Genomic DNA, 22,562 nt, shown 5'->3' with positions numbered 1-22,562 from the left:
GGCCGGATCTCTGGTTCGGGTGTCAGGGGTTCGCGCTGAACAGGAATGTCGGGAATTGAGTGAGTGCACGCTTGCCCGTGAGGGCTGACTTGCCGGTTTCGCCTGTGCGTGGGTCGTGGCAATGGCTATAGAAAGCCAGGTCTTCTGATAGTTTTTTCATGGCCGCGCTGCGGTTGTCTGCGCTCAGATAAGGTGCGTGCGTTGAGAGAAACAGCGCAGGGTTATCTTTTTCTAACCAAGGCAGCATAGAAGGCAGGACCGAAAATTCGGCGCCTTCGATATCCATTTTGACCAAAGAGACATTAGTCAGGTCGACGGATTCAGAAAATTGATCCCAACCGATGGTAAGTGCGTCAGTGCCATGGCTTCCTTCGTGGAGCAATGATGACGTTGAATCGCCTGCCTCTCCGTGCGCTGAAGCCATTCGTGTCACTCCAAACCCATCTGACAAGGCGATGCTGAAGGCTGATACGTTTCGGATGTCGTTCAGCTCTAGGTTCCAGACCAAATGGCGGTAAGCCACTGGGTCAGGCTCAAAACACCACACATGGCGAGCGCGGCGCGCGGCATAGAGGACCGTGGGGCCGATCCATGCACCGATATCAAGATAGTCCTTTTCGGGCGACAGATAGTGGTCCAGCACCGAAAATGTCTCAGGTTCCCACTCCCCGGCTGATACCTTGCGCCAGAATTTCGAGTGGTAAGGGTCCAGGCGAAAGGGTTCACCGTTCAAGTTGCCCGCATAGTATCCGCGGGCGCGATAGAACATTTTGCGCGCCTGTGTCAGCATCGCGGACCTCCGGGTTTTTGTGTTGCGGCCCTTGACCTGCGGCGGCTGTCAAAGCATTTAACCTTTGGAACCGCAACATTCATTTTCAACAGGGGGCCGAGATGGCTTTTGAACTTCCTGATCTTCCTTATGCACATGACGCGCTGGCAGCCAAGGGTATGTCCGCGGAAACGCTGGAATATCACCATGACCTGCACCACAAGGCCTATGTCGACAACGGCAACAAGCTGATCGCCGGCACCGAGTGGGACGGCAAGTCACTGGAAGAGATCATCGTTGGCACATACGACGCAAATGCCGTCGCGCAGAACGGTATCTTCAACAACATCAGCCAGCTGTGGAACCACAACCAGTTCTGGGAGATGATGGGCCCCGGTGGCAACGCGATGCCCGGTGAGCTGGAGAAGGCTCTGACCGAGAGCTTTGGTTCGGTTGACGAATTCAAGTCGCAGTTCAGCGCTGCCGGTGCCGGTCAGTTTGGTTCCGGCTGGGCGTGGCTGGTCAAGAATGCCGACGGTTCGTTGGCAGTGACGAAAACTGAAAACGGCGTGAACCCGCTGTGCTTCGGTCAAACCGCACTGCTTGGTTGTGATGTGTGGGAGCATTCCTATTACATCGATTTCCGCAACAAGCGTCCGGCGTATCTGTCGAACTTCCTCGACAATCTTGTAAATTGGGAAAACGTCGCCTCGCGGATGTGATTTCCACTTGGTAGAACTTAATGAATGGCCCGCTGGCAGTGATGCTGGCGGGCTTTTTGTTATGAATTGATGGGTGGCCGGTAAAAACCTGCCGGTACGTCAACTTTCATTATTCCACCTATTGTGCACGGCCTTTCAGCACCTACGTAAAGTAGGCGGAGGGAGAGTACCGCCAATCAACCAAAAACCTATCAAAATGCGAGCGAAACACCAACGCCGCATCGTTAAACAGGTGTGTCTATGGGACAGGCGAAGGCCAACCTAAGCGATACAGGAGATCACGAATGGCTGCACTTGAACAGGGAACATGGGTTATCATCGCCGATGGGGAAAAAGCGCTGGTGATGGAGAATATCACGGACGCACAGGACCCCAACTTGGTCGTCGTGTCGGTCGAAGAACAGGACGCAGCACCGACAAAGCCAAGTGACAGGGCAGGGCGGCGACCCGATACGGGACCGAACCAGAAATCTGCAGTTGAAGAGGAGACATGGAAGTCCCACGCAAAATCTCTGTTCGTTCAGGATGTGGCGAACCTTCTGAATCGCAAGGGGCTGAAAGGGGCCTATAAACGATTGGTATTGGTTGCCAGTCCGCATGTTCTGGGCCTGTTACGCCGTCGGCTGCACAGTGAAGTGCTGGCAAAGGTGGTGGCCGAGGTTGACAAAACACTCACAAACCACCCGTTGCACAAGGTCGAACGGATATTGAAGACCCGATTGGCAAAACCTGCCTAAACGAATGCCGACAATCGGGCGGTTTGCGTCGCCCGATTGCCAGTTTATTTAGTTCAGTAATTTGCGAAGCGCGGACATGGTCGCATCCGGTGTGTCGACCCAGGTGATGAATTCTGCCAGAGAACCATCTGCAAACCCCTGACCGATCAGTTGATCCAGCAGCGTGTGCAGCGTATCCCAGTACCCGTCGACATTCATCACCAGAATGGGTTTGTCATGAAGCCCCAGTTGCCGCCATGTCAGTGCTTCGAAAAGTTCGTCCAATGATCCGGGGCCGCCGGGCAGGACAACTACGGCATCCGCGTTCATGATCATCACTTTTTTACGCTCGTGCATCGTCTCGGTCACGATGAACCGGGTAAGGTCGGTCTTGCCGACCTCGCGCTGAAGTAAGTGCACCGGGATCACCCCAAATGTATCGCCGCCGGACGATTGTGCCGCCCGCGCGACCTCGCCCATAAGACCCACATCTCCGGCCCCGTAGACCAGCCGCCAGCCTTCGTTGGCCAACAAGGTTCCAAAGCTGTGGGCAGCGGCGGAGTAGGCAGGATTCACACCATTGCGTGACCCGCAATACACACAGACGGATTTCTGGGACATAGGTAGGGCTCTCTGCTCTTGTGTTAGGGGTTTTGACCCCTGATAGCGGGATTGATAGGTTGGCTCAACCGCTCCATGAAATGCGCGCCAAACTGGGCATTTCCCGGGCGGAGTGAAAGGAAAAGAATGAACGCCAAATCGGGAAGCGGAGGTTCTGGTACCTTCATATGGGGGCTGGTTGCCGGGATCGTTGTGGTGCTCGTTGCGGGCGGGTTGTACCTGTCCGGTCTGTTCGGCGAGCCGGAACAGCAGGCTGAGCAGGAAGCAACCGAAACATCCGAGCCGATTGCGGAGGTCGCTGAGCCGGAAACCCAGCCAGCGGAGGCGCAGCCCGAAAGCCAGGCGGCGGAAGCCAGCGAATCTGTTGCTGAAGACACACCGCCCGAGATTTCCGATCAAACTCCGGATAGCGAAGAAGCGGATGTTCCGGTTTTGGCCGCGCCGGTTCTGGATCAGATATTCGTTGAAACCGATGGAAACGCGGTACTATCCGGCAATGCCGAGCCGGGGTCCGAGGTCAGTGTTTTGCTGGACGGTGAGACTGTTCACAGCTTCACCGTCGATGACAGCGGCCAGTTCGCCGAGTTTGTATCGATCCCGTTTGCAGACGACGCTCGCGGGCTTGTTCTTGAGACCCGGAAAGGCGAAGACACCAGCCGTTCAGATGATTATCTGATCGCGGCGCTGCCCGAACTGGTCCTGCCGACCGTGTCAGAGCCCGCTGCCGATGAGCCGGTCGAAGAGGTTGCCGAGGCACAGACGACGGATACGGAAACAACCGATCAGCAAGCAGCCAACCAAGCTGAAACCGAAGAGAATGAACCAGAAGTTGCAGGTGCCGCAACGCCACCTGTGAATGAGACCGCGCCCGCGACTGAAACTCAGCCGGAATCAGGCGACGCGCCTGACCAGCAGGTTGCGATCCTGCGCTCGGGCGAAGAAGGGGTTGAACTTTTGCAAGCACCCACTGTTCAGGATACGCCGCCAGAGCAGATTGCCCTGGACACGATTGGCTATTCGGACGCGGGTGATGTGGAATTGACCGGGCGGGCACAGGATGGATCGGCCGTACGCTTGTATCTGGACAACCAGCTTGTGGCCGACATTGCGCCAGCGACTGACGGGCAATGGCGCGGCGAGGTCGAGGGCATTGACCCCGGAGTGTACACTCTGAGGGTGGATGAGGTTGCCCCTGATGGCACTGTGGTCAGCAGGCTTGAGACGCCGTTCAAACGCGAACCCGTCGAGGTCCTGCGCGCGACCGAAACCACCAATCCGGGTGAGGCCTCAACCGACGCTCCGGCGATCCGCTCGGTCACGGTTCAAAAGGGTGATACGCTTTGGGCGATCTCGCGCGACCGGTTTGGTGACGGTGTGCTGTATGTCAAACTTTTCGAGGCCAACAAAGATTCGATCCGTGATCCTGACCTGATCTATCCAGGGCAGATTTTCACCATTCCTGAATAAACATGACCACTGGCCCAACTGGGCCAGGGCAATTCTCTGACCGCAGTTAAGGTACGTGATGAGACAACCATCCGCGATCAAAACCGACACGGACGAGCATCGTTCGGGCTGGCGAACCATCCGCAAGGTTTCGCCCTATCTTTGGCCCGAGGACGAGCCATGGGTGAAACGGCGTGTCATTTTGGCGATGGCGATGCTGGTGCTGGCCAAGCTGATCGCTGTGTATACTCCCATCCTGTACAAAGGTGCCGTGGATGGTTTGGCGGGCGAAGGTGTACCGCCGCTTGCGTTGGGTGCGATCGGATTGACCGTTGCCTATGGTGTGGCCCGCATGATGACTGTTGGCTTCCAGCAATTGCGGGATGCGTTCTTTGCACCGGTTGGGCAACGCGCGCTGCGAGCGCTGGCGCTTGAGACGTTCCAGCACATTCACCAGCTCTCGATGCGCTATCACGTGACCCGGCGCACGGGTGGTCTCAGCCGGATAATCGAGCGGGGCGTGAAAGGCGTAGAGTTTCTGTTGCGGTTTCTGCTGTTTTCAATCGGGCCGCTGATCCTGGAATTGCTTCTGGTGTCGATCATCCTGCTATGGTTATTCGACGTCTGGTATCTGGTCGTCGTTGCGGTGACGATTGCGCTTTACATATGGTTCACCTTTGCGGTGACTGAGTGGCGCGTGAAGCTGCGGCGCGAGATGAACGATCAGGATACCGAGGCCAACCAGCGCGCCATCGACAGCCTGCTGAACTTCGAAACAGTCAAGTATTTCAATGCCGAAACCCGCGAAGCCGAACGGTATGATGTTTCGATGAAAGGTTACGCGAAGGCCGCGCTGAAGACGGCCTATTCGCTGGCATTCCTGAATTTTGGTCAGTCGTTCCTGATCACATGTGGCCTGATTGGCGTGATGGTTCTGGCTGCAATGGGCGTGCAGAAGGGGGCGCTGACCGTCGGCGATTTCGTGATGGTTAATGCTTACATGATCCAGATAACCGTACCGCTGAATTTTCTTGGCACGGTGTACCGCGAAATTCGTCAATCACTGGTGGATATGGGGCAGATGTTTGATCTGTTGGAACAGCCAGCAGAAGTGATGGACAAACCCTGCGCCCCGAACCTGAAGGTAAATGGTGGGGAGGTCACGCTTGAAGATGTCCGCTTTGGATACGAGCCTGATCGCGAAATCCTCAAGGGCGTTTCCCTGACCGTACCAGCCGGTCAGACCGTTGCGATTGTCGGCGCCACCGGGTCTGGGAAATCCACAATCGGGCGGCTGCTGTTTCGGTTCTACGATGTCACCGGCGGGTCGCTGAAAATCGACGGGCAGGATGTGCGCGATGTTAGCCAGTCAAGCCTGCATGCCTCGATCGGTGTCGTTCCGCAGGATACGGTCCTGTTCAATGACACGATCCGATACAATATCGCTTATGGGCGCGAAGGCGCGACCCAGCAGGATGTAGAGACCGCCGCCAAATCCGCGCAGATTCATGATTTCATCGTCAGCCTGCCAGAAGGGTACGATACCAAGGTCGGCGAACGCGGCCTGAAACTATCAGGCGGTGAAAAGCAACGCGTCGGCATCGCCCGAACCTTGCTGAAAAACCCGCCGATCTTGTTGTTGGACGAAGCGACGTCAGCCTTGGATACGGATACCGAGCAGGACATCAAAGATGCTTTGGCCCGGGCGGGTGAGGGGCGGACGGTGATTACCATCGCACACCGCCTTAGCACCATTGCCGAGGCCGACCGGATCGTCGTGCTGGAACGTGGTGAGATCATCGAGCAGGGCACGCATGATGAGCTGCTCAGCCGCGAAGGGCGATATGCCCAGCTATGGAACCGTCAACAGGCCGACAGCGAAGCGGCCTAGGCCCGACAGCCTTGACTGCCAATGATTGTGCGGATCGGTTCGAAAAGAAAATCGGCTGCTGTGGTACGGTTTCCGTTTGACGCGGAACCGCCACCGCGACACTTTGCAGACCGAAACACAGCAAGGAAAAAATTCATGAAAATGCGAGCAGCAGCAGCGTTGACTGCAACACTGTTGATGGCCACTTCGGCGGCAGCCGAGGATCTGGAATTCTTGATTATCAACGAAACCAGCTATGACCTGGTTGAGTTCAACGTGTCTCCGGCCTCGTCCGGCAGCTGGGAAGGCAACCTGCTTGAGGGTGGTTATCTGGGCGCGGATTACGAAGTGGGCGTCCTCATCGCGGACGGGCTGACCACCTGTGTCTATGACATCCGCGGTGTTTTCAGCGACGGGGAATCAATTGAAGACTATGGTCTGAACCTGTGTGATCTGGGCGAATACGCGTTCGTCGAGTAACGCGTCTGCCAGAATTGAAAAGGCGAGCCCGAAGGCTCGCCTTTTTTTATTCCGCCGCCTTCAGCGGTGTTGTCGGGGGATGATCAGGGCGGTCGTCCTGAGCGCTCTGATCAGGGGCAGCTTTGTCCTGTTCATCGGTCCAGATCATTTCGGCTGCTTGCACATCTCTCGCGCTTTGGCCGATTGCCATGTCCTGCGCGATTTGGCTGGATCGGCCCGCCGTGGCGCGTGCCAGCGCCTTACCCAGCCATACCGCGTAAGTTGTGACCCACACCCGTAGCGCCAGGAATGAAGGGGTGACGATCAGCGTCAACACCGTGGCGGTACCCAAGCCAAAGACCACCGCCGTGGCCAGCTGTTTCCACCACAGTGCCGTGGGGCTGTCGATCGAATACCCTCCGCCGATGAAATCCAGCGACAGGCCGAACATCATCGGGGTCAGACCCGCCATTGTTGTCAGCGTAGTCAGCAGAACCGGACGGATGCGCGCCTCAGCCGTGCGGACAATTGCATCAATGCGAGACATGTAGCCGCTATATTCCTGATAGGTGTCGATCAGAACAATGTTGTTGTTCACCACGATACCGGCCAACGCCACGATCCCGGTCCCGGTCATGATGATCGAGAACGGTTGTTGCATTACCATCATGCCCAGCAACACGCCGGTCGTAGACAGAACCACGGCCAGCAGCACCAGCACCGAGTTGTAGAACGAGTTGAACTGCGCCAGTAGGATCACGAACATCAGACCCAGTGCTGCCAGGAATGCGCTGGACAGGAACGCCTGGCTTTCAGCCTGATCCTCCTGATCGCCGGTCCATTCCCAAGTGATGGTGCGACCAAAAGGATCGGTTTCCAGCCACTCGGTCAGCACGGCAATCCGTTCGTTCGGATTTATCAGGGCAAACCGAGCGTCACCACTTTCGATGGCGGACCGCACTTCACCCACGTTCTCGGCACCCGTTAGTTGAACGAGTTCGAACTCTGCTCCGTCCGCGCTGGTAATCGTGGTGCCAGTTGGTGTGGCACCTTCGCCAATCGCGCGCACGGTTGCCAAACGCAGCTCTGCACCGTCAGGACCGGTGGTCACGATCTTGCTCAGCCCAGGCTCGACATCCGCTTTAACGTCATAGTAGCGCTGTTGATCCGCGCGATTGATCTCGGCGAGCTTAGCCACGGGTTTGCGGGTGACGAAGTTCGACAGGGGGACCAACCCGTCCGGTGTGCGAACTTTCAGCGTATCCAGCGTTGACAGGACGCGATCCTGATCAGGTAGGCGGACGCGGATTTCTACCTCTTCATCGGTTGAATCCGGCCGCATTTCACCCAGCAAGATGCCACGCGTCACAAGCTGTACCATCGCGCCAACGGTTGCGACGTCCGCGCCGAATCGACCCGCCTTGGCCACGTCCACGTCGATCTGCCAGTCGATGCCGGGCAGGGGCAGGGTGTCCTCGATCTTGATCAAGCCGGGTGTGGTGTCAAAGGCTTCTCGTGCTGTGACGGTCGCGGCCGTCAGATCCTCCCAGCTATCGCCTTTGATGCGCAGATGAACGGGCTTGGCGGAAGCGGGACCTTGTTCCAGCGCCTGAAGATCAACGATAAAGCCAGGAAGGGTTGCCAGCTCTGCGGTTAGTTCGTCCAGAACAAAATTGCCGTCATATTCCGTCGCGACTTCTTCCTTTGCAAAGCCAAGTAGACCTGCAATCGGTCCCCAGAACCAACCGGTAATCTGTTCAGAGCTGATTGGGCGATCTTCCCAAGGAATGAGTTCGAACTGGACGCGACCAATTGTGTCGGCGGGGGCTTCTGCACCGCCATTGTTCTGATTGAGCCCGCCTTCGCCCGCAAAGGCAAATACGTTGATCACCGCCGGGTGTTCGCTGATCACGCGCTCGGCCTCAAGAACCATTTCGTCCTTTTCAGCCAGAGACAGGTTGCCGCGCGCCCGGACATAGGCCGTGGCCTGTTCCGGTTCGCTTTCCACGAAGAATTCAACGCCGCGAGAGTTTTGCGGGAATATGATGAATGCGACCCAAAACACCGCCGCAAAGACGACTGCGATGGACACCACCGGCATGACCGGATTGCCGACCAGGAACTTGATCACATAACCGAAGGGCGTGTGCTCTTTAGCGGTATGAACATATTCATCCGGGGCGCGTTCGATCTTGGCAGCACTCAGCGTGACCGACCCAGCAAAGGCGCCGAACAGAAACAGTAGCACGCCAGAAAGTGAACCGCCGGGCAGCAGATAGTTGGGGTTCAAGACCTGCATTGCGCCGAGGAAGATCATATATAGTGAAGGCGGCACCAGAAGCACTCGCAGCCACCAAGGCGTGCGGGCTCGCAGCCAGTTCGAGCTGCGCTCGAAACTGCGGCTCATACGGCCCGAGACACCGCCCACGACCGGCAGGTAGATCAGTGCCACAATCAGCGAGGCCGACAGAACGAAGATCAGCGTGATGGGCAGCATCTTCATGAACTCGCCGGGAATACCGGGCCAGAACAACATCGGAAGAAATGCACACAGTGTAGTGGCCGTCGACGAAACAATCGGCCAGAACATCCGTTGCGCCGCCTCGACATAGGCGTGCATCGGACCAACGCCTTCTTTAATGCGCTTGTCGGCATATTCCACAACAACGATGGCGCCATCGACCAGCATGCCCACGGCAAGGATCAGGCCAAACATCACCATATTCGAGATGGTGACCCCGATCATCGCGAGGAAGGCGAAGCACAACAGAAACGAGGTTGGAATGGCAAAACCCACCAACAACGCGGCGCGTGTTCCCAACGAAGCCAGCACCACGATCATCACGAGCGCGACGGCGGTCAGAACCGATCCTTCAAGCTGGCGCACCATTGAATCGACGATGCGGCTTTGGTCGTTTGAGGTGCCCACATCAACAGCGGCCTGCAGTTCGGCTGGCCACTTGATTTGTTCTTCGGCGACAGTGGCTTTGATCAGCGCAACGGTGTCGATCAGATTGAAGCCCTTGCGCTTGACGACCTGCAGCGCGACGGTGGGTTCGCCGTTGAACCGGGCCGTGCCCGCGCGGTCTTCAAACGTATAGTTGATTTCGGCCAGTTCGCCTAAGGTGACCACGCGGTCTCCGTTGACCTTTACGGGCAGGCCATAGACGTCCTGAGCAGTCTTAAATGACGACGGGATCTTGACCGAGAACGTGCCCTGTTCGGTCTCGACCTCACCTGCAGCGATCAGTTGGTTGTTGTTTTGCACAACGTTGATCAGTTCGGCGGCCGTGACGTTGTAGGCTTCGAGCCGCAGCGGATCGATCACGACCTCAAGCATTTCATCGCGGTTTCCGGCAATGCCAGCTTCCAGCACTGCGTCCAACGCCTCAAGTTCGTCCTGCAGATCTTTGGCAACGCGTGCCATCGTACGCTCTGGTACCGGGCCGGTCAGGTTAACAATGACGATGGGAAACTCGGAGAAGTTGACCTCGGTAATCGTGTATTGCTCAGCCCCATCAGGGAAATCAGCTTGCGCGGTGTTCATGGCATCGCGAACATCCGCGATGGTGGCGGATTTGTCCCAACCGAACTCGAACTCCAGCAGAATACCTGCATAGCCCTCGGCGGCGGTGGCTGTCATCGTGTCCAACCCGTCGAGATCGGCCATCTCGGTTTCCATCGGCCTGATCAGCAGGCTTTCGCTGTCCTCGGCTGAAATCCCTGGAAACTGCACCGACACAAAGAGCATCGGGATATCGATGTCGGGTTCACCCTCTTTTGGGAGCCCGACATAAGCATACCCGCCGATGACCAGCGAAATCGCGATGAAAGCCAGCACCATTCTGGCACGGCTTGCGGCCCAACTGACGATACCCGTCATTGCGATGCTTCCTTGTATGTCGGCGCGACCGTCACACCACGTGTGACGAATTCCTGCCCGATCACGATGATATCAGCAGTTTCCGGCAGGCCACCAACCCATACACCATCAGCGGTGTCACGCAGAAGGCGGATCGGAACAAAATCAACGACATTGTCGGCTACCACGGTGCGAACACCAAGCTCACCTTCATTGTTCAAGGTCAGTGCGGATTGGGGCAGCAGATGCGCCTTGACCCCTTCGGCCGCGATCTGAATGTTGGCGGTTTGGCCGTCACGGATCAGCAGTTCCGGGTTTGGCACTGTGATCTCGACCTCGAATGTCCGCGTGGTTTCATCAGCCGAACGGCTGAGGAAGGTCACGCGCCCCTCGACCTGCAGCCCCGTAACCAACTGCGCAGTTGCCATCGATCCGACAATGATCCGATTCACTTCGGATTCAGGCACAAAGCCCACCAGCTTGATCGGGTCGAGCTGGATGACGGTTGCACAGAGTGAGCCGGGCTGCATCAGGCTGCCCAATTCCGCAGTATCACTCTCAAGCAGACCCTTAAACGGGGCGTTGATGGTCAGGCGATCAATCTCGCGCTGGGCGGCTGCAACTGCTGCGGTGGCGGCTTCAATCCCGGCTTGCGTAGCTTCCAAACCGGCCTCGGCGGATTTGATTCCGGCCTCGGCAGTGCTCATTTCGGCTTCGCTCGAGATACGGCGCGTTTCTGATCCAAACCCGGTTTCCGACAGCTTGCGGGCTGCTTTCAGATTGATTTCGGCTTCAGCCAAACGGGCGTGAGCTTCTTCCAGGCGCGCTTCGGCCTCGGGAACGCGGCTTTCGGCCTCAAGCTTGGCTGCCATGGCTTCGGCCAGGCTCGCGGGCCGGGTTCCGGGATCAAGCTCGCACAGCAGATCTCCTGCTTCGACAAAAGCTCCCTTGCGCTTGGGCTCGGACAGGACTGTCGAAATGGTTTCGGCAAGGACCTCGACCTGGCGGTTTGCCTTGGTCTGACCCCGTAATTGAACGGCGCTGCCGATCTCGCGCGCAGTTGAGCGCAGCACAACAACGCCGATCGAGTCCGGTGATTGCACCGATTCCGAGTCCTCGGTCGCGGTCTCGGATGGTTCGTCTCCGCGACCTGCAAATGCAAACAGCGCGTCGCGCTCGAAAACAAGAAAATACAACGCAACAATAACCAAAATGGCGTTAACGAATGAAATCAATCGCATGCGGTAGAATCTCCAGATCTGTTCGCGCGGTCGGCTTTAGCCGCTATCCCTTAAAATGGGGCTGTGGCCATGTCTTTTCCATACTGAACTGAATAGTTCGGTTTAGTTTTTTACGCAAGGGTCACCCACATGGTGGCAAATGTATGAATTCGGGCACTTGGCTTGGCCTGATCGCCGGGGTATGACATGGCGCTAGAAAACCGGACACTTAAGCCTGGGGGCAGGGATGAGCGACGCCGACAGTTTTATTGAAGAGGTCACCGAAGAGGTGCGCCGCGATCGCATGTACCTTCTTTTGCGCCGTTGGGGCTGGGTCGGTGTGCTGGCTGTCGTGGCCATTGTCGGGGGTGCTGCGTTCAACGAATACCGAAAAGCACGTGATACCAACCAGGCCGAGGCTCTGGGTGATGCGATTCTGTCGGCGCTGGCTGAAAACGGATCGGCCGAACGGGCACAAAGCCTGCAGGCGATCGATGCTGCGTCTGTCGGCGGTGACGCGGTTTTGAACATGTTGCTGTCCGCCTCTCAGGCCGAGGCCGGATCGGCGCAAGATGCGGTGAACAGTCTGAACGCGATCGCCACGCAGGGGGATTTGCCCGAAATCTATCGCGCGATTGCAAGTTTCAAGGCATTGCTACTGCAAACTGACACGATGCCAGTGGCGGATCGTCGTCAACAGTTCGAAGCGCTGGCCATACCTGGTGCTCCGTTGCGTCTGCTCGCCGAAGAACAATTGGCCCTGATCGATGTGGCCGAGGGCAATACGCAAGCCGCTTTGGACCGTTTGCAAGCGTTGCGCCAGGACGCCGAGGCCAGCGTCGATCTGCAACAGCGCGCGGCTCAACTGATCGTCGCGCTTGGGGGTGAACCCGAGCCCGTGGCGAACCAGCAGGGTTAACCGGCAGCGAAACGGAACATCACAGGCGAGTTTGTAGATTATGCTATCACGTTATTTCTCAGGCTTCGGATTGCCCGTTGCGGCAGCCGCGCTCACCGTTCTCAGCGCCTGTCAGGAACCCGAAGTCATTCTGCCGGGTGAGCGTGAGGATATTCGTGCCTCCATCGACAACGAAACCGTGGAAACCCGTGGCGCCAAACCGATCAGTATTCCGGCTCAAAGCCGCAACGCCAACTGGTCGCAAAGCGCGGGTACACCCGCCTTCCGCACTACCAACGCAGCGCTGAGTGCCACACCGCAGCGTATTTGGTCTGCTAACATTGGGTCCGGCGATAGCCGAAAACAGCGGATCACCGCAGACCCTGTTGTTGCTGGTGGCCTGATATATACGCTCGATTCCGGGGCAAATGTCTCGGCTGTTACGCCCCAAGGGCAGGTCGCCTGGAGCACAAACCTGATCCCGCCGAATGAAAAGGACGGGGATGCCACAGGCGGAGGGCTCGCCTATGCCGACGGTGTGCTTTATGTCTCGTCGGGTTTCGGTAGGTTGACCGCGCTCGATGCGAAATCCGGGGCGCAAAGGTGGCAGAAACGTCTGAATGCAACTGGCAGCGGTGCTCCTTTGGTTAGCGGCGGCATACTCTATCTGGTGGCCGGGGACGAAACCGGTTGGGCGGTGAATACCAAGGATGGGCGGATCATCTGGCAAATCGAAGGCACGCCGAGCGTCGGCAACGTTCTGGGTGCACCTGCTCCCGTGATTGCCTCGGACCTGTCAGTCTTTGCCTTTGGATCGGGTGATGTCGCGGCAACATTCCGCCGGGGCGGTATTTTACGCTGGAACGCGTCCGTTGCGGGCGGGCGTCGGGGCCGAGCGGCAGCTCAGATCGTGGATGTGACCGCCGGGCCCATGGTGTCGGGTAGTTCGGTCATAATCGGCAACCACTCGGGGCGCACGGTTTCCTTCGACGGGAATTCGGGTGAGCGGAACTGGACTGCACCGGAGGGGGCCGTTGATACAGTCTGGCCGGCGGGGAACAGTGTTTTTCTGATCAGTGATCGCAGTCAATTGGTACGGTTGGATGCCGCCGATGGCTCGACTGTCTGGGCCATCGATCTGCCGGGCTTCGTCAAGAACAAGCCGGGCCGCCGGGGTCCGATCTTTGCCCATTACGGCCCGATCATGGCCGGTGGACGCCTTGTCGTGGCTTCGAACGACGGCTATCTGCGCTTCTTCAATCCCGTCGACGGAGCGCTGGTGCATCAGGTCGAAGTGCCGGGTGGCGCGACCACGGCACCGGTTGTGGCGGGTCAGACGCTGTATGTTGTGTCGACCAAGGGCGAACTGCACGCTTTCCGTTGACGACAAGATGCGTTAAAGGGCGCATCTTGAGTCTTGAAAGTTGAATATCATGTCGCTGACCCTCGCCATCGTGGGGCGCCCGAATGTGGGCAAATCCACTCTGTTCAATCGCCTTGTGGGCAAACGCCTGGCATTGGTCGACGACCAGCCCGGCGTAACGCGTGACCTGCGCGAAGGTGAAGGGCGGCTGGGCGACTTGCGTTTTACCGTGATCGACACGGCGGGTCTTGAGGACGCAACCGATGACAGCTTGCAAGGTCGGATGCGCCGCCTGACCGAGCGTGCAGTGGACATGGCCGATGTCTGCCTGTTCATGATTGACGCGCGGGTGGGCTTGACGCCCACGGACGAAATGTTCGCCGAGATTCTGCGTAAGCGCTCCAAACACGTGATCCTGGCAGCGAACAAGGCCGAAGGGAACGCGGCTGATGCGGGCGTGCTTGAAGCATACAACCTTGGCCTTGGCGAGCCGGTGCGTCTGTCGGGCGAACATGGCGAGGGGATGACGGACCTCTATGCGCAGTTGATGCCACTGGCTGACGCGGCTGAAGAGGCGCGCGTAGAAGAGACACCGCAAACCGATATCGAGCTGGACGAAGACGGGGAAGGCGAAGCCCCGCTGATCACCGCTGACAAACCCCTGCAAGTCGCTGTAGTTGGCCGTCCGAATGCCGGTAAATCCACACTGATCAACAAGATCATCGGCGAGGATCGATTGCTGACCGGCCCCGAGGCCGGGATCACGCGCGACGCGATCAGCTTGCGGATCGACTGGGCCGACCCTGATGGGGACAGCACCCCAATGCGGATATTTGATACCGCCGGTATGCGGAAGAAGGCCAAGGTGCAGGAGAAGCTTGAGAGACTCTCGGTTTCTGACGGGCTGCGCGCAGTCAAGTTTGCCGAGGTCGTCGTCGTGTTGCTGGATGCGGCTATCCCATTCGAGCAACAGGACCTGCGCATTGCCGATCTGGCCGAACGTGAGGGTCGTGCTGTGGTCGTCGCCGTCAACAAATGGGACATCGAAGAAGACAAACAGGAAAAGCTGCGCGACCTAAAAGAATCCTTCGAACGTCTGCTGCCGCAGTTGCGTGGTGCTCCTTTGATCACCGTGTCGGCAAAAACAGGCCGCGGTCTGGAACGTCTGCGCGCCGCGATCCTGCGTGCCCATGATGTTTGGAACCGCCGGGTGCCGACCGCAGCGCTGAACCGTTGGCTGACCGCCATGCTGGAACAGCACCCGCCGCCCGCGCCGCAGGGGCGCCGGATCAAGCTGCGTTACATGACGCAGGCCAAGACCCGTCCGCCGGGGTTTGTGGTCATGTGCTCGCACCCTGACAAGATGCCTGACAGCTATTCGCGTTATCTGGTCAATGGCCTGCGCGAGGATTTTGATATGCCGGGCACTCCGATCCGCCTGACTTTGCGCGGGCAAGGGGACAAAAACCCCTACAAAGGGCGGCGCAAGAAAAACGCAGGCGCACTGGCCAAGCATCTCAAGGGACGAGCGTAACTGCGCTAATTTCAAGCATTTTCAGAGAGGGGGCGTGACAGCCCCGTTTCTGCGCGTTAGCATTCAAGCACGTGCATTTGTTTTGCACGTGCTGCTTGTTTGCGGGATCTCCGCACTTAATTTTGAATTTGTGATTGGTCGGACCTCCGTGGGGAGCGGGCGTGATGGATCTGAGAGAATATACAAGACAATACGCGGTACAGGACAACAAGCTTGCCGCGCTAAGTTATTTCGGAACATTCGCGGTGTATTTCGCATCGCTTACATTGGCGATCACCTATGTCGACCGCTGGTACATCATGATCCCGGCCGGGATCGTTTTTGCCTTCTCTGCCGTGCGTCTCTATGTCCTGCAGCATGATTGCGGGCACCATTCGTTGTTTGAAACGCGCGAGCAGAACGAATGGGCTGGCCATGGGTTATCGCCCTTCACATTTGCCCCGTTCGAGGTGATGAAGCAGAACCACAATCTGCATCACGCCGGAATCGGCAACCTCGAGCATCGCGAGACCGGTGAAATCCACACCATGACGCTGCGTGAATGGAACGAGGCGGATTGGAAAAAGCGTTTGTTTTACCGACTGTATCGGAATCCCTTCATTCTGGTGCCGGTTGGCGCGCTATTCACATACTTCATCCGCTATCGCTGGCCCAAGAACACTGTGCGGTTCGGCGTGATGGGCGTGGTGCTGCACAACCTCTCGATTGTTGTGTTTTTGGGGCTGCTGTATTTGATCGCCGGTGCCACCGGCATTCTGGTCTGGCTGGTGTTTTCGCTGCTGGGCGGGATGCTTGGGGTGTTCCTGGTGTATTTGCAGCACAATTTCGAAGACACCTACTGGGATCGCCGCCCCGAACTGGATCCGAAGCTGGCTGCGTTGGAGGGGTCCTCGGCGCTGGATTTCGGCTGGTGGTTCGATAATGCGGTGGCCTGCATCACATTGCATGACATCCACCATTTCAATGCGCGCATCCCATCTTACCGGCTGCGCGCGTGCCACTATAACCTGCCGCCAGAATACACACCGCGACGGATCAAGTTTCCCGAGGCAGTGGCGGCGCTGAATCTGAAACTATGGGATGAAGACGCCAAAAGACTTGTCCCATTTCCCAGCCGAACTGCAGGCCATCGCCTGGCCGAAAGCGGGTAACCTCCTATCTAATTCTTGAATTGGCGCTCTCTCAGGAACGTATGTGCTGTGCGTTTACAATCTGGGGGAGTTAACGAAAGGAAACGAAATGACCGCAGTTACTGAGGTGCGTGGCGTAGGGCCAGCGCTGGCAAAGGCCTTTAATGCAAAGGGCTACAAAACAGCAGAAGCCATTGCCAAGGCCAAACCGGAAGATCTGTCCGGCACCCCGCGGGTCGGTTCCACTCGCGCAGCTAAGCTGATCGCGGCTGCGAAAGAAGTCGTTGGTGCCAAGCCCAAGCCCGCGCCCCGCGCTGCCACCCGTAAGCCTGCCGAGCGGAAATCGGCTGTGCAGCGCGCGACAGCCAAAAGCAATGCGGCTGCGAACAAGGCCGAGGCCGAGCGTAAGGCGGCAAAGGAGCGCGCGGCGGCAGAACAGGCCGCTGCCGAGGCCAAGGCAAAGAAAAAGGCGAAAGCCAAGGCCAAGGCTGAAAAGGCGGCCAAGAAGAAGTCTGAAATGGAGGCGGTGTTTTCCAAAGCCAAGGAAAAGGTCAAGGAAAAGACCAAGAAGGGTAAGAAAAACAAGAAGCCCAAAAAAGACGTTAAGAAAAAGGACGCCAAAAAGAAGGACGATAAGAAGAAGTCCGACAAGAAGCCCGGAAAGAAGAAAGATAAGAAAAAGGCGAAGAAGTGATACTTCTCCGCCTTGTCTGATCGGAAACCGGCGCCTAAATGCGCCGGTTTTTTTATGTCAGCGTGCCGTTGGTCTGAAGGGTTAGCTTGCCGCCCAGATAGGGTGCCAGAACCTCGGGCAGGGTGACCGTCCCATCCGCATTCTGACCATTTTCCAACACAGCTATCAGGCAGCGCCCCACGGCCAGGCCCGAACCATTCAGGGTATGGACATATTCTGGCTTGCCCCCGGCCTCTGGCCGGAAGCGCGCATTCATGCGGCGCGCCTGAAAATCCCCGCATGTCGAGACCGAGCTGATCTCGCGATAGGTATTTTGGCCGGGCAGCCACGCCTCGATGTCGTAAGTGCGTCGTGCACCAAAGCCCATGTCGCCGGTGCACAAGATCACGGTGCGATAGGGGATGCCCAGCTTTTCGAGAATGCCTTCGGCGCAGCGCAGCATACGCTTCTGTTCATCATCCGACTTGTCCGGATGGGTGACCGAGACCATCTCGACCTTTTCGAACTGGTGCTGCCGCAGCATCCCGCGTGTGTCCTTGCCCGCACTACCAGCCTCGGACCGGAAGCACAGCGAATGCGCGGTATAGCGGCGAGGCAGGTAACTCTCCTCGATCATCGTGTCGTTGACGATGTTGGTCAGCGACACTTCGGAGGTTGGAATCAACCACCAGCCTTCGCGGGTCTGATAGCTGTCTTCTCCAAACTTCGGCAACTGGCCGGTGCCCTGCATCATTTCCGAGAGAACCAGTACCGGGCCGTTGACCTCGGTCAGATCATTCTCGTTGATATGGGTGTCCAGCATGAACTGCGCCAAAGCTCGATGGATGCGAGCGACGCCGCCCGACAGCAGCACAAAGCGCGAGCCGGAGAGTTTGGCAGCCGTCTCAAAATCCATGCCATTCTGAACGGCATCGATTTCAAAATGCTCTTTCGGCTCGAAATCCAATTCGCGTGGTGTGCCCCAGCGGTTGATTTCGACATTGTCGTTCTCATCCGCGCCTTCGGGCACATCCTCGGCGGGCAGGTTCGCGATGCGGATCAGCTGGTCGGCCAGCAGAGCGTCCAGATCCTTGGCTTCGGTCTGCATCCGGGCCACTTCGGCCTTTTTCTCGGCGACCAGAGCGCGCAGGCGTTCGAATTCAGCTTCATCCCCGCGCCCTTTGGCAGCGCCAACCTCCTTGGAGGCCTTGTTCTGCTCGGCCTGAGCTGTCTCAGCAGCCAGAATCTTGGCGCGGCGGCTTTCGTCCAGCCTCAGCAGGTCTGACGACACCGGCGCGTCCCCGCGGCGCGCAAGGGCGGCGTCGAAGGCGGCTGGGTTTTCGCGTATGGCGCGGATGTCGTGCATGGTTCAGATCCTTAACTGCGTGAATCACTGAATCCGCTTATGCACCATCTGAATGGCAGGGTGTAGCACCGGTTACGACTTATCCGCGTCGTCATGCGTTTCATGTGCCAGATGGCCATCCCAATCTTCGGCCGGGATCTTCGGCTCGGGCGGATCAGCCATGTACGAAGGTGTCATGATTTGCACGTTGTTCTCATTGAACACGGCCACGATGTTGCGATGTAAGTCCGAGCGGATTTTCGGGATGATACTGCCCCGAGTGGTATATCCGTTGATCTGATAGTTGATCGCGTAATCGGCCAATGCGGTCCATAAAACAAAGGGTTCGGGCTTGGCCTTGATTCCCTTGGTGCGATGGGCGGCCTCGATCAGCATCGCTTCGATCTTTTCGGGCGGCTCTTCATACCCAATCCCAACGGTGGTGTGCAGAAGCAAACCGCTTCCATCCGTTCTTTTTGAGAAATTCACCACGTCCGAATTCATCAACTGGGCGTTCGGGATCGAGATCAGTTCGTTCTTGATGGACTTAAGGTGCGTCTCCATCAACTTGATCTGCACCACATCGCCAATATGGTCCCCGATCTGGATCCGATCCCCGATCGAAGTTGAGCGGCGATAAATCACGAAGAGCCCCGCCAGCATGTTCGACACGACCGAGTTTGCGCCCAGCGACAGCATGGCACCAACCAGAATCGTCAGCCCCTGAAACGCCGCCGAATCTGATCCGGGGATGTAAGGGACAGCAAAGACCAGAGCGATCAGGATAACGACGACGCGGGCGATGTTGAAGGTCGGGTTCACCCAGTGGCTTTCAAAATCGCCCATGTCAAAGGTTCCCGCCTCGACGGCGTCAAAGAACACACGCATGCCCCGGATAATATACAGCGTTATCCATGCGATCAGTATCAACATGATCAGGTTTGGGATGTAGCTGAGGATGCCTTTGAAGATCAGCAGGACCGGCTCGGTCAAGTAGGTCAGCAGGAGTTGCGCGAAATAGCGCGTCTCGGCAAAGGCAAGCAGAACGAAGGAAAGGTAGTAGTAGAAGCCGAGGAAAAAGATCACCAGCAGGACAAAATTCAGAGCATACCGGATCAACGCGGCGATGGCCTCGGCCTGAACGCTTTTTGCGGTCGCGGTTTCGACATCCTTGAGGTAACGCTTGACCAGTTTCAGCGTACGGCGGCGAATGCGCCGGTGCAGCCACAGGATAACGACGACAAAAAGCGCGAATCCAGCTGTCCATGCTAAGGCTTCGATGGCACCCGAAACACGCGCCTGTTCAGTGCGGTTTGCGCGATAGCTTTCAATGGATTGTTTAATAGCGTCGCCGTGCAACAAACTGAGAACGTTCAAGTCCATCTGCTCAAGCTCGGAATCGGCATCGGTCACGATCGAAACTTGAACACCATCGGCAAAGATTCGAATGCCGAACTCTGAGTCCTCGAAGGTTATTGAGACCTGCTCGGCGTCTGAGGCCTCGGCGATTTCGATGATCTTGTTCTGTACACTCGCGGCCCGTTCCGGAGCGGGCAGCGCGCTGGAGCCGCGCAGGTGAAACAAGGTGTCGCCGTCAACGATAACCGGAGCCTGAAAAATCTCTGATTCAGTGTCTTCTATAGCAGGCTCTTCGCTAGTGGCGTTCTGTGCCCATACGGGCGACGCCAAAAGACCTATACAGGTTGTCACGAGCATCAGGCGAACAAACGCGCCAAGGGTCTGGATTGATTGAATCATTAGGCCTCCTGCCACAGGACTATATCTGACTGGAAGGGTCTGCCTAGAACATATCTGCAACGTCCGGCAGCAAACCTTTGAACCCGATGATCGAAATGGGGCCAGGTTTGCTTGCAAACCCATGTTTCAAAGCATAGGTTCCCGCAAACTTTGCAGAGAGCTCTCTGCATCATCAGAACAAAGGAATATCCCATGGAAGGTGGCGCAATCGCCCAGTTTCTCCCGCTGATCCTGATCTTCGCGATTATGTATTTTCTGCTGATCCGTCCGCAGCAGAAAAAGATGAAGGAACATCAGGCCATGGTCGAAGCCGTGCGCCGGGGCGATCAGGTTGTCACCCAAGGCGGGCTGATCGGCAAGGTGTCGAAGGTCAAGGAAGGCGACAACGAGATCGAAGTCGAGATCGCCGAGGGCGTTAAGGTTCGCGTGGTCAAATCGACCATCGCTCAGGTTCTGAACAAGACCGAACCTGCGAAGTAACTTCGCGCGACAATTCCTTGAAAAGGCAGGGTAATGCTGCAAATTGATTCCTGGAAGCGGGTTCTGATCTGGTCGGTCTGTGTGATCGGTCTGTTCCTTGCCCTGCCGAATGCGTTTTATACGCGCGTAGAACAATCTAACGATGCCAAGGCTGCGATTGAGCTGGGCATTGATACACCTGAAATGCAGGCCGAGGCCGCGCAATGGCCGAACTGGCTGCCGTCGTCTCTGGTCAATCTCGGGCTCGACTTGCGCGGCGGCGCGCATTTGCTTGCCGAGGTCAAGGTTGATGATGTCTACGAATCCCGGATGGAGGCGATGTGGCCCGAAATCCGCGACGCGCTGCGTGATGAACGCGCGACGGTCGGCACGATCCGTCGTCAGGATTCGGCGCCTGACGAGATTCGCGTGCGCATCAGCCAACCCGAGGGCATGTCCCGCGCATTAGAGGTTGTGCGCGGTCTGGCCCGACAGGTGCAGACGCTGACCGGGGCAGGGGCAACAGATATAGAGGCCCGCGCTGAGGGGGACACTATCGTTGTCCAACTGTCCGAGGCCGAAAAGCTTGCTTCGGATGATCGTACTGTGCGCCAGTCCCTTGAGATCATCCGCCGTCGGATCGACGAGGTTGGCACACGCGAACCAACTATCCAGCGCCAGGGCGCTGATCGTATCCTTATTCAGGTGCCCGGTATCGGCAGCGCCGGGGAGCTCAAAGAGATTATCGGCACGACGGCACAGTTGACATTCAATCCTGTCGTTGGACGCGGGACTGACCCGGATGCAATTCCGGGCGTTGGTGAGAAGCTTGTGCCTTCGATCGATGAAGATGGTGTGTATTACACTCTGGATGCCGCACCCGTCGTGACCGGTGAAGAATTGGTCGACGCGCAGCCATCCTTCGACCAGAACGGCCGCCCTGCGGTCAGCTTTCGGTTCAACACCTCTGGAGCGCGCAAATTCGGCGATTACACGCTGGAAAACATTGGCGCACCCTTTGCTATCGTCCTGGATGACGAGGTGATCTCGGCCCCTGTAATCCAAAGCCATATCCCAGGTGGTTCGGGCATCATCACTGGCAATTTCACGGTTGAGGAAAGCACCAATTTGGCCGTCCTTCTTCGCGCAGGTGCCTTGCCTGCAGGTCTGGATTTCCTGGAAGAGCGCACCATCGGCCCTGAGCTGGGTCAGGACAGTATCGACGCAGGTAAGGTCGCGACAATCGTGGCTTTTGTCGCCGTGTTGGTATTTATGGCTCTCAGCTACGGCCTGTTCGGCATCTTCGCCAATGTTGCGCTGATCCTGAACGTGGGGCTTTTGTTTGGCCTGCTCTCACTGATCGGCGCCACGCTGACCTTGCCCGGGATCGCGGGTATCGTGCTGACCGTCGGCATGGCAGTTGACGCCAACGTGCTGATCTTCGAGCGTATCCGCGAAGAGCTGAAATCTGCCAAAGGTCCGGCGCGTGCCATCGAGCTGGGATACGAAAAAGCGCTTTCGGCCATTCTGGACGCAAACGTGACCACATTCATTACCGCAACCATCCTGTTTGCCATGGGCAGTGGTCCCGTGCGCGGCTTCTCCATTACGCTTGGTCTGGGTATTCTGACCTCGGTCTTCACCGCGATCTTTGTGACGCGTCTGATGATCGTGATGTGGTTCGAACGCCGCCGTCCGAAAACGATCGAGGTTTGAC

At 57.5% G+C, this 22,562-nt stretch carries 18 protein-coding genes; 12 read left to right on the top strand and 6 right to left on the bottom strand.

Annotated elements, in window-relative coordinates; genetic code table 11:
- Positions 1 to 22: 22 nt before the first annotated feature.
- Entirely contained in the window at positions 23 to 790 is a 768-nt protein-coding gene (locus ACR0NE_RS07635; RefSeq protein WP_170597955.1) for an FkbM family methyltransferase, read from the bottom strand.
- 101 nt (positions 791 to 891) lie between these two features.
- Here ACR0NE_RS07635 and ACR0NE_RS07630 point away from each other — a divergent pair, with 101 nt between their 5' ends.
- Together ACR0NE_RS07630 and ACR0NE_RS07625 are read left to right on the top strand one after the other, a co-directional pair.
- The gene (locus tag ACR0NE_RS07630; RefSeq protein WP_113789565.1) at positions 892 to 1,491 is read left to right on the top strand and encodes a superoxide dismutase; all 600 of its coding nucleotides are present in this window, start codon (positions 892 to 894) and stop codon (positions 1,489 to 1,491) included.
- 284 nt (positions 1,492 to 1,775) lie between these two features.
- The gene (locus tag ACR0NE_RS07625; RefSeq protein ID WP_170396355.1) at positions 1,776 to 2,228 is read left to right on the top strand and encodes a baeRF12 domain-containing protein; all 453 of its coding nucleotides are present in this window, start codon (positions 1,776 to 1,778) and stop codon (positions 2,226 to 2,228) included.
- A 48-nt stretch (positions 2,229 to 2,276) separates the two neighbouring features.
- Here ACR0NE_RS07625 and ACR0NE_RS07620 read toward each other — a convergent pair whose 3' ends face one another.
- The gene (locus ACR0NE_RS07620; protein ID WP_170422288.1) at positions 2,277 to 2,828 is read right to left on the bottom strand and encodes an LOG family protein; all 552 of its coding nucleotides are present in this window, start codon (positions 2,826 to 2,828) and stop codon (positions 2,277 to 2,279) included.
- A 126-nt stretch (positions 2,829 to 2,954) separates the two neighbouring features.
- On the opposite strand from ACR0NE_RS07620, the gene ACR0NE_RS07615 reads away from it, so the two are divergent.
- The 3 genes from ACR0NE_RS07615 to ACR0NE_RS07605 all read left to right on the top strand — a co-directional run bounded on the left by ACR0NE_RS07615 (position 2,955) and on the right by ACR0NE_RS07605 (position 6,624).
- Positions 2,955 to 4,295 carry a LysM peptidoglycan-binding domain-containing protein gene (locus ACR0NE_RS07615; protein WP_170597957.1) on the top strand — a complete coding sequence of 447 codons (1,341 nt, stop codon included), beginning with the start codon at positions 2,955 to 2,957 and terminating at the stop codon, positions 4,293 to 4,295.
- Positions 4,296 to 4,353: 58 nt separating this feature from the next.
- On the top strand, positions 4,354 to 6,165 hold the full coding sequence (locus ACR0NE_RS07610; protein WP_170512862.1) for an ABCB family ABC transporter ATP-binding protein/permease: 1,812 nt from the start codon (positions 4,354 to 4,356) through the stop codon (positions 6,163 to 6,165).
- A gap of 135 nt (positions 6,166 to 6,300) precedes the next feature.
- Positions 6,301 to 6,624 (top strand): hypothetical protein, encoded by a 324-nt coding sequence (locus tag ACR0NE_RS07605; protein WP_170511927.1) that lies wholly within the window; start codon positions 6,301 to 6,303, stop codon positions 6,622 to 6,624.
- A 46-nt stretch (positions 6,625 to 6,670) separates the two neighbouring features.
- On the opposite strand, the gene ACR0NE_RS07600 is transcribed toward ACR0NE_RS07605, so the two are convergent.
- Both ACR0NE_RS07600 and ACR0NE_RS07595 read right to left on the bottom strand, forming a co-directional pair.
- On the bottom strand, positions 6,671 to 10,486 hold the full coding sequence (locus tag ACR0NE_RS07600; protein ID WP_170597959.1) for an efflux RND transporter permease subunit: 3,816 nt from the start codon (positions 10,484 to 10,486) through the stop codon (positions 6,671 to 6,673).
- Positions 10,483 to 11,706: an efflux RND transporter periplasmic adaptor subunit gene (locus tag ACR0NE_RS07595; protein ID WP_170597961.1), complete on the bottom strand. Its 1,224-nt coding sequence runs from the start codon at positions 11,704 to 11,706 to the stop codon at positions 10,483 to 10,485. Before ACR0NE_RS07595 ends, ACR0NE_RS07600 begins: the two co-directional genes overlap by 4 nt.
- 226 nt (positions 11,707 to 11,932) lie before the next feature.
- On the opposite strand from ACR0NE_RS07595, the gene ACR0NE_RS07590 reads away from it, so the two are divergent.
- The 5 genes from ACR0NE_RS07590 to ACR0NE_RS07570 all read left to right on the top strand — a co-directional run bounded on the left by ACR0NE_RS07590 (position 11,933) and on the right by ACR0NE_RS07570 (position 17,304).
- Positions 11,933 to 12,604, top strand: coding sequence for a hypothetical protein (locus ACR0NE_RS07590; protein WP_170396370.1), 672 nt, complete (start codon positions 11,933 to 11,935; stop codon positions 12,602 to 12,604).
- Positions 12,605 to 12,644: 40 nt separating this feature from the next.
- On the top strand, positions 12,645 to 13,967 hold the full coding sequence (locus ACR0NE_RS07585) for an outer membrane protein assembly factor BamB family protein (protein WP_170396372.1): 1,323 nt from the start codon (positions 12,645 to 12,647) through the stop codon (positions 13,965 to 13,967).
- A 49-nt stretch (positions 13,968 to 14,016) separates the two neighbouring features.
- Positions 14,017 to 15,480, top strand: a complete 1,464-nt coding sequence (der, locus tag ACR0NE_RS07580; RefSeq protein WP_170597963.1) for a ribosome biogenesis GTPase Der — start codon at positions 14,017 to 14,019, stop codon at positions 15,478 to 15,480.
- 164 nt (positions 15,481 to 15,644) lie between these two features.
- The gene (locus tag ACR0NE_RS07575; protein ID WP_170396376.1) at positions 15,645 to 16,631 is read left to right on the top strand and encodes a fatty acid desaturase; all 987 of its coding nucleotides are present in this window, start codon (positions 15,645 to 15,647) and stop codon (positions 16,629 to 16,631) included.
- Positions 16,632 to 16,719: 88 nt separating this feature from the next.
- Positions 16,720 to 17,304, top strand: coding sequence for a helix-hairpin-helix domain-containing protein (locus ACR0NE_RS07570; protein ID WP_170597965.1), 585 nt, complete (start codon positions 16,720 to 16,722; stop codon positions 17,302 to 17,304).
- 52 nt (positions 17,305 to 17,356) lie between these two features.
- Here the strand turns inward: ACR0NE_RS07570 and serS are convergent, their stop codons facing one another.
- Together serS and ACR0NE_RS07560 are read right to left on the bottom strand one after the other, a co-directional pair.
- Complete coding sequence (serS, locus tag ACR0NE_RS07565; RefSeq protein WP_170597967.1) at positions 17,357 to 18,649, bottom strand: serine--tRNA ligase; 1,293 nt, start codon at positions 18,647 to 18,649, stop codon at positions 17,357 to 17,359.
- 72 nt (positions 18,650 to 18,721) lie between these two features.
- Positions 18,722 to 20,386 (bottom strand): mechanosensitive ion channel domain-containing protein, encoded by a 1,665-nt coding sequence (locus tag ACR0NE_RS07560; RefSeq protein WP_170597969.1) that lies wholly within the window; start codon positions 20,384 to 20,386, stop codon positions 18,722 to 18,724.
- A 192-nt stretch (positions 20,387 to 20,578) separates the two neighbouring features.
- On the opposite strand from ACR0NE_RS07560, the gene yajC reads away from it, so the two are divergent.
- Both yajC and secD read left to right on the top strand, forming a co-directional pair.
- Positions 20,579 to 20,866: a preprotein translocase subunit YajC gene (yajC, locus tag ACR0NE_RS07555; RefSeq protein WP_155151194.1), complete on the top strand. Its 288-nt coding sequence runs from the start codon at positions 20,579 to 20,581 to the stop codon at positions 20,864 to 20,866.
- Positions 20,867 to 20,899: 33 nt separating this feature from the next.
- Positions 20,900 to 22,561: a protein translocase subunit SecD gene (gene secD, locus ACR0NE_RS07550; protein WP_170597971.1), complete on the top strand. Its 1,662-nt coding sequence runs from the start codon at positions 20,900 to 20,902 to the stop codon at positions 22,559 to 22,561.
- Position 22,562: the final 1 nt, after the last annotated feature.

The organism is Ruegeria sp. C9 (assembly GCF_056537585.1).
Note: the sequence above shows the minus strand (reverse complement) of the source record. Positions and strands in the feature narration are given on the sequence as shown.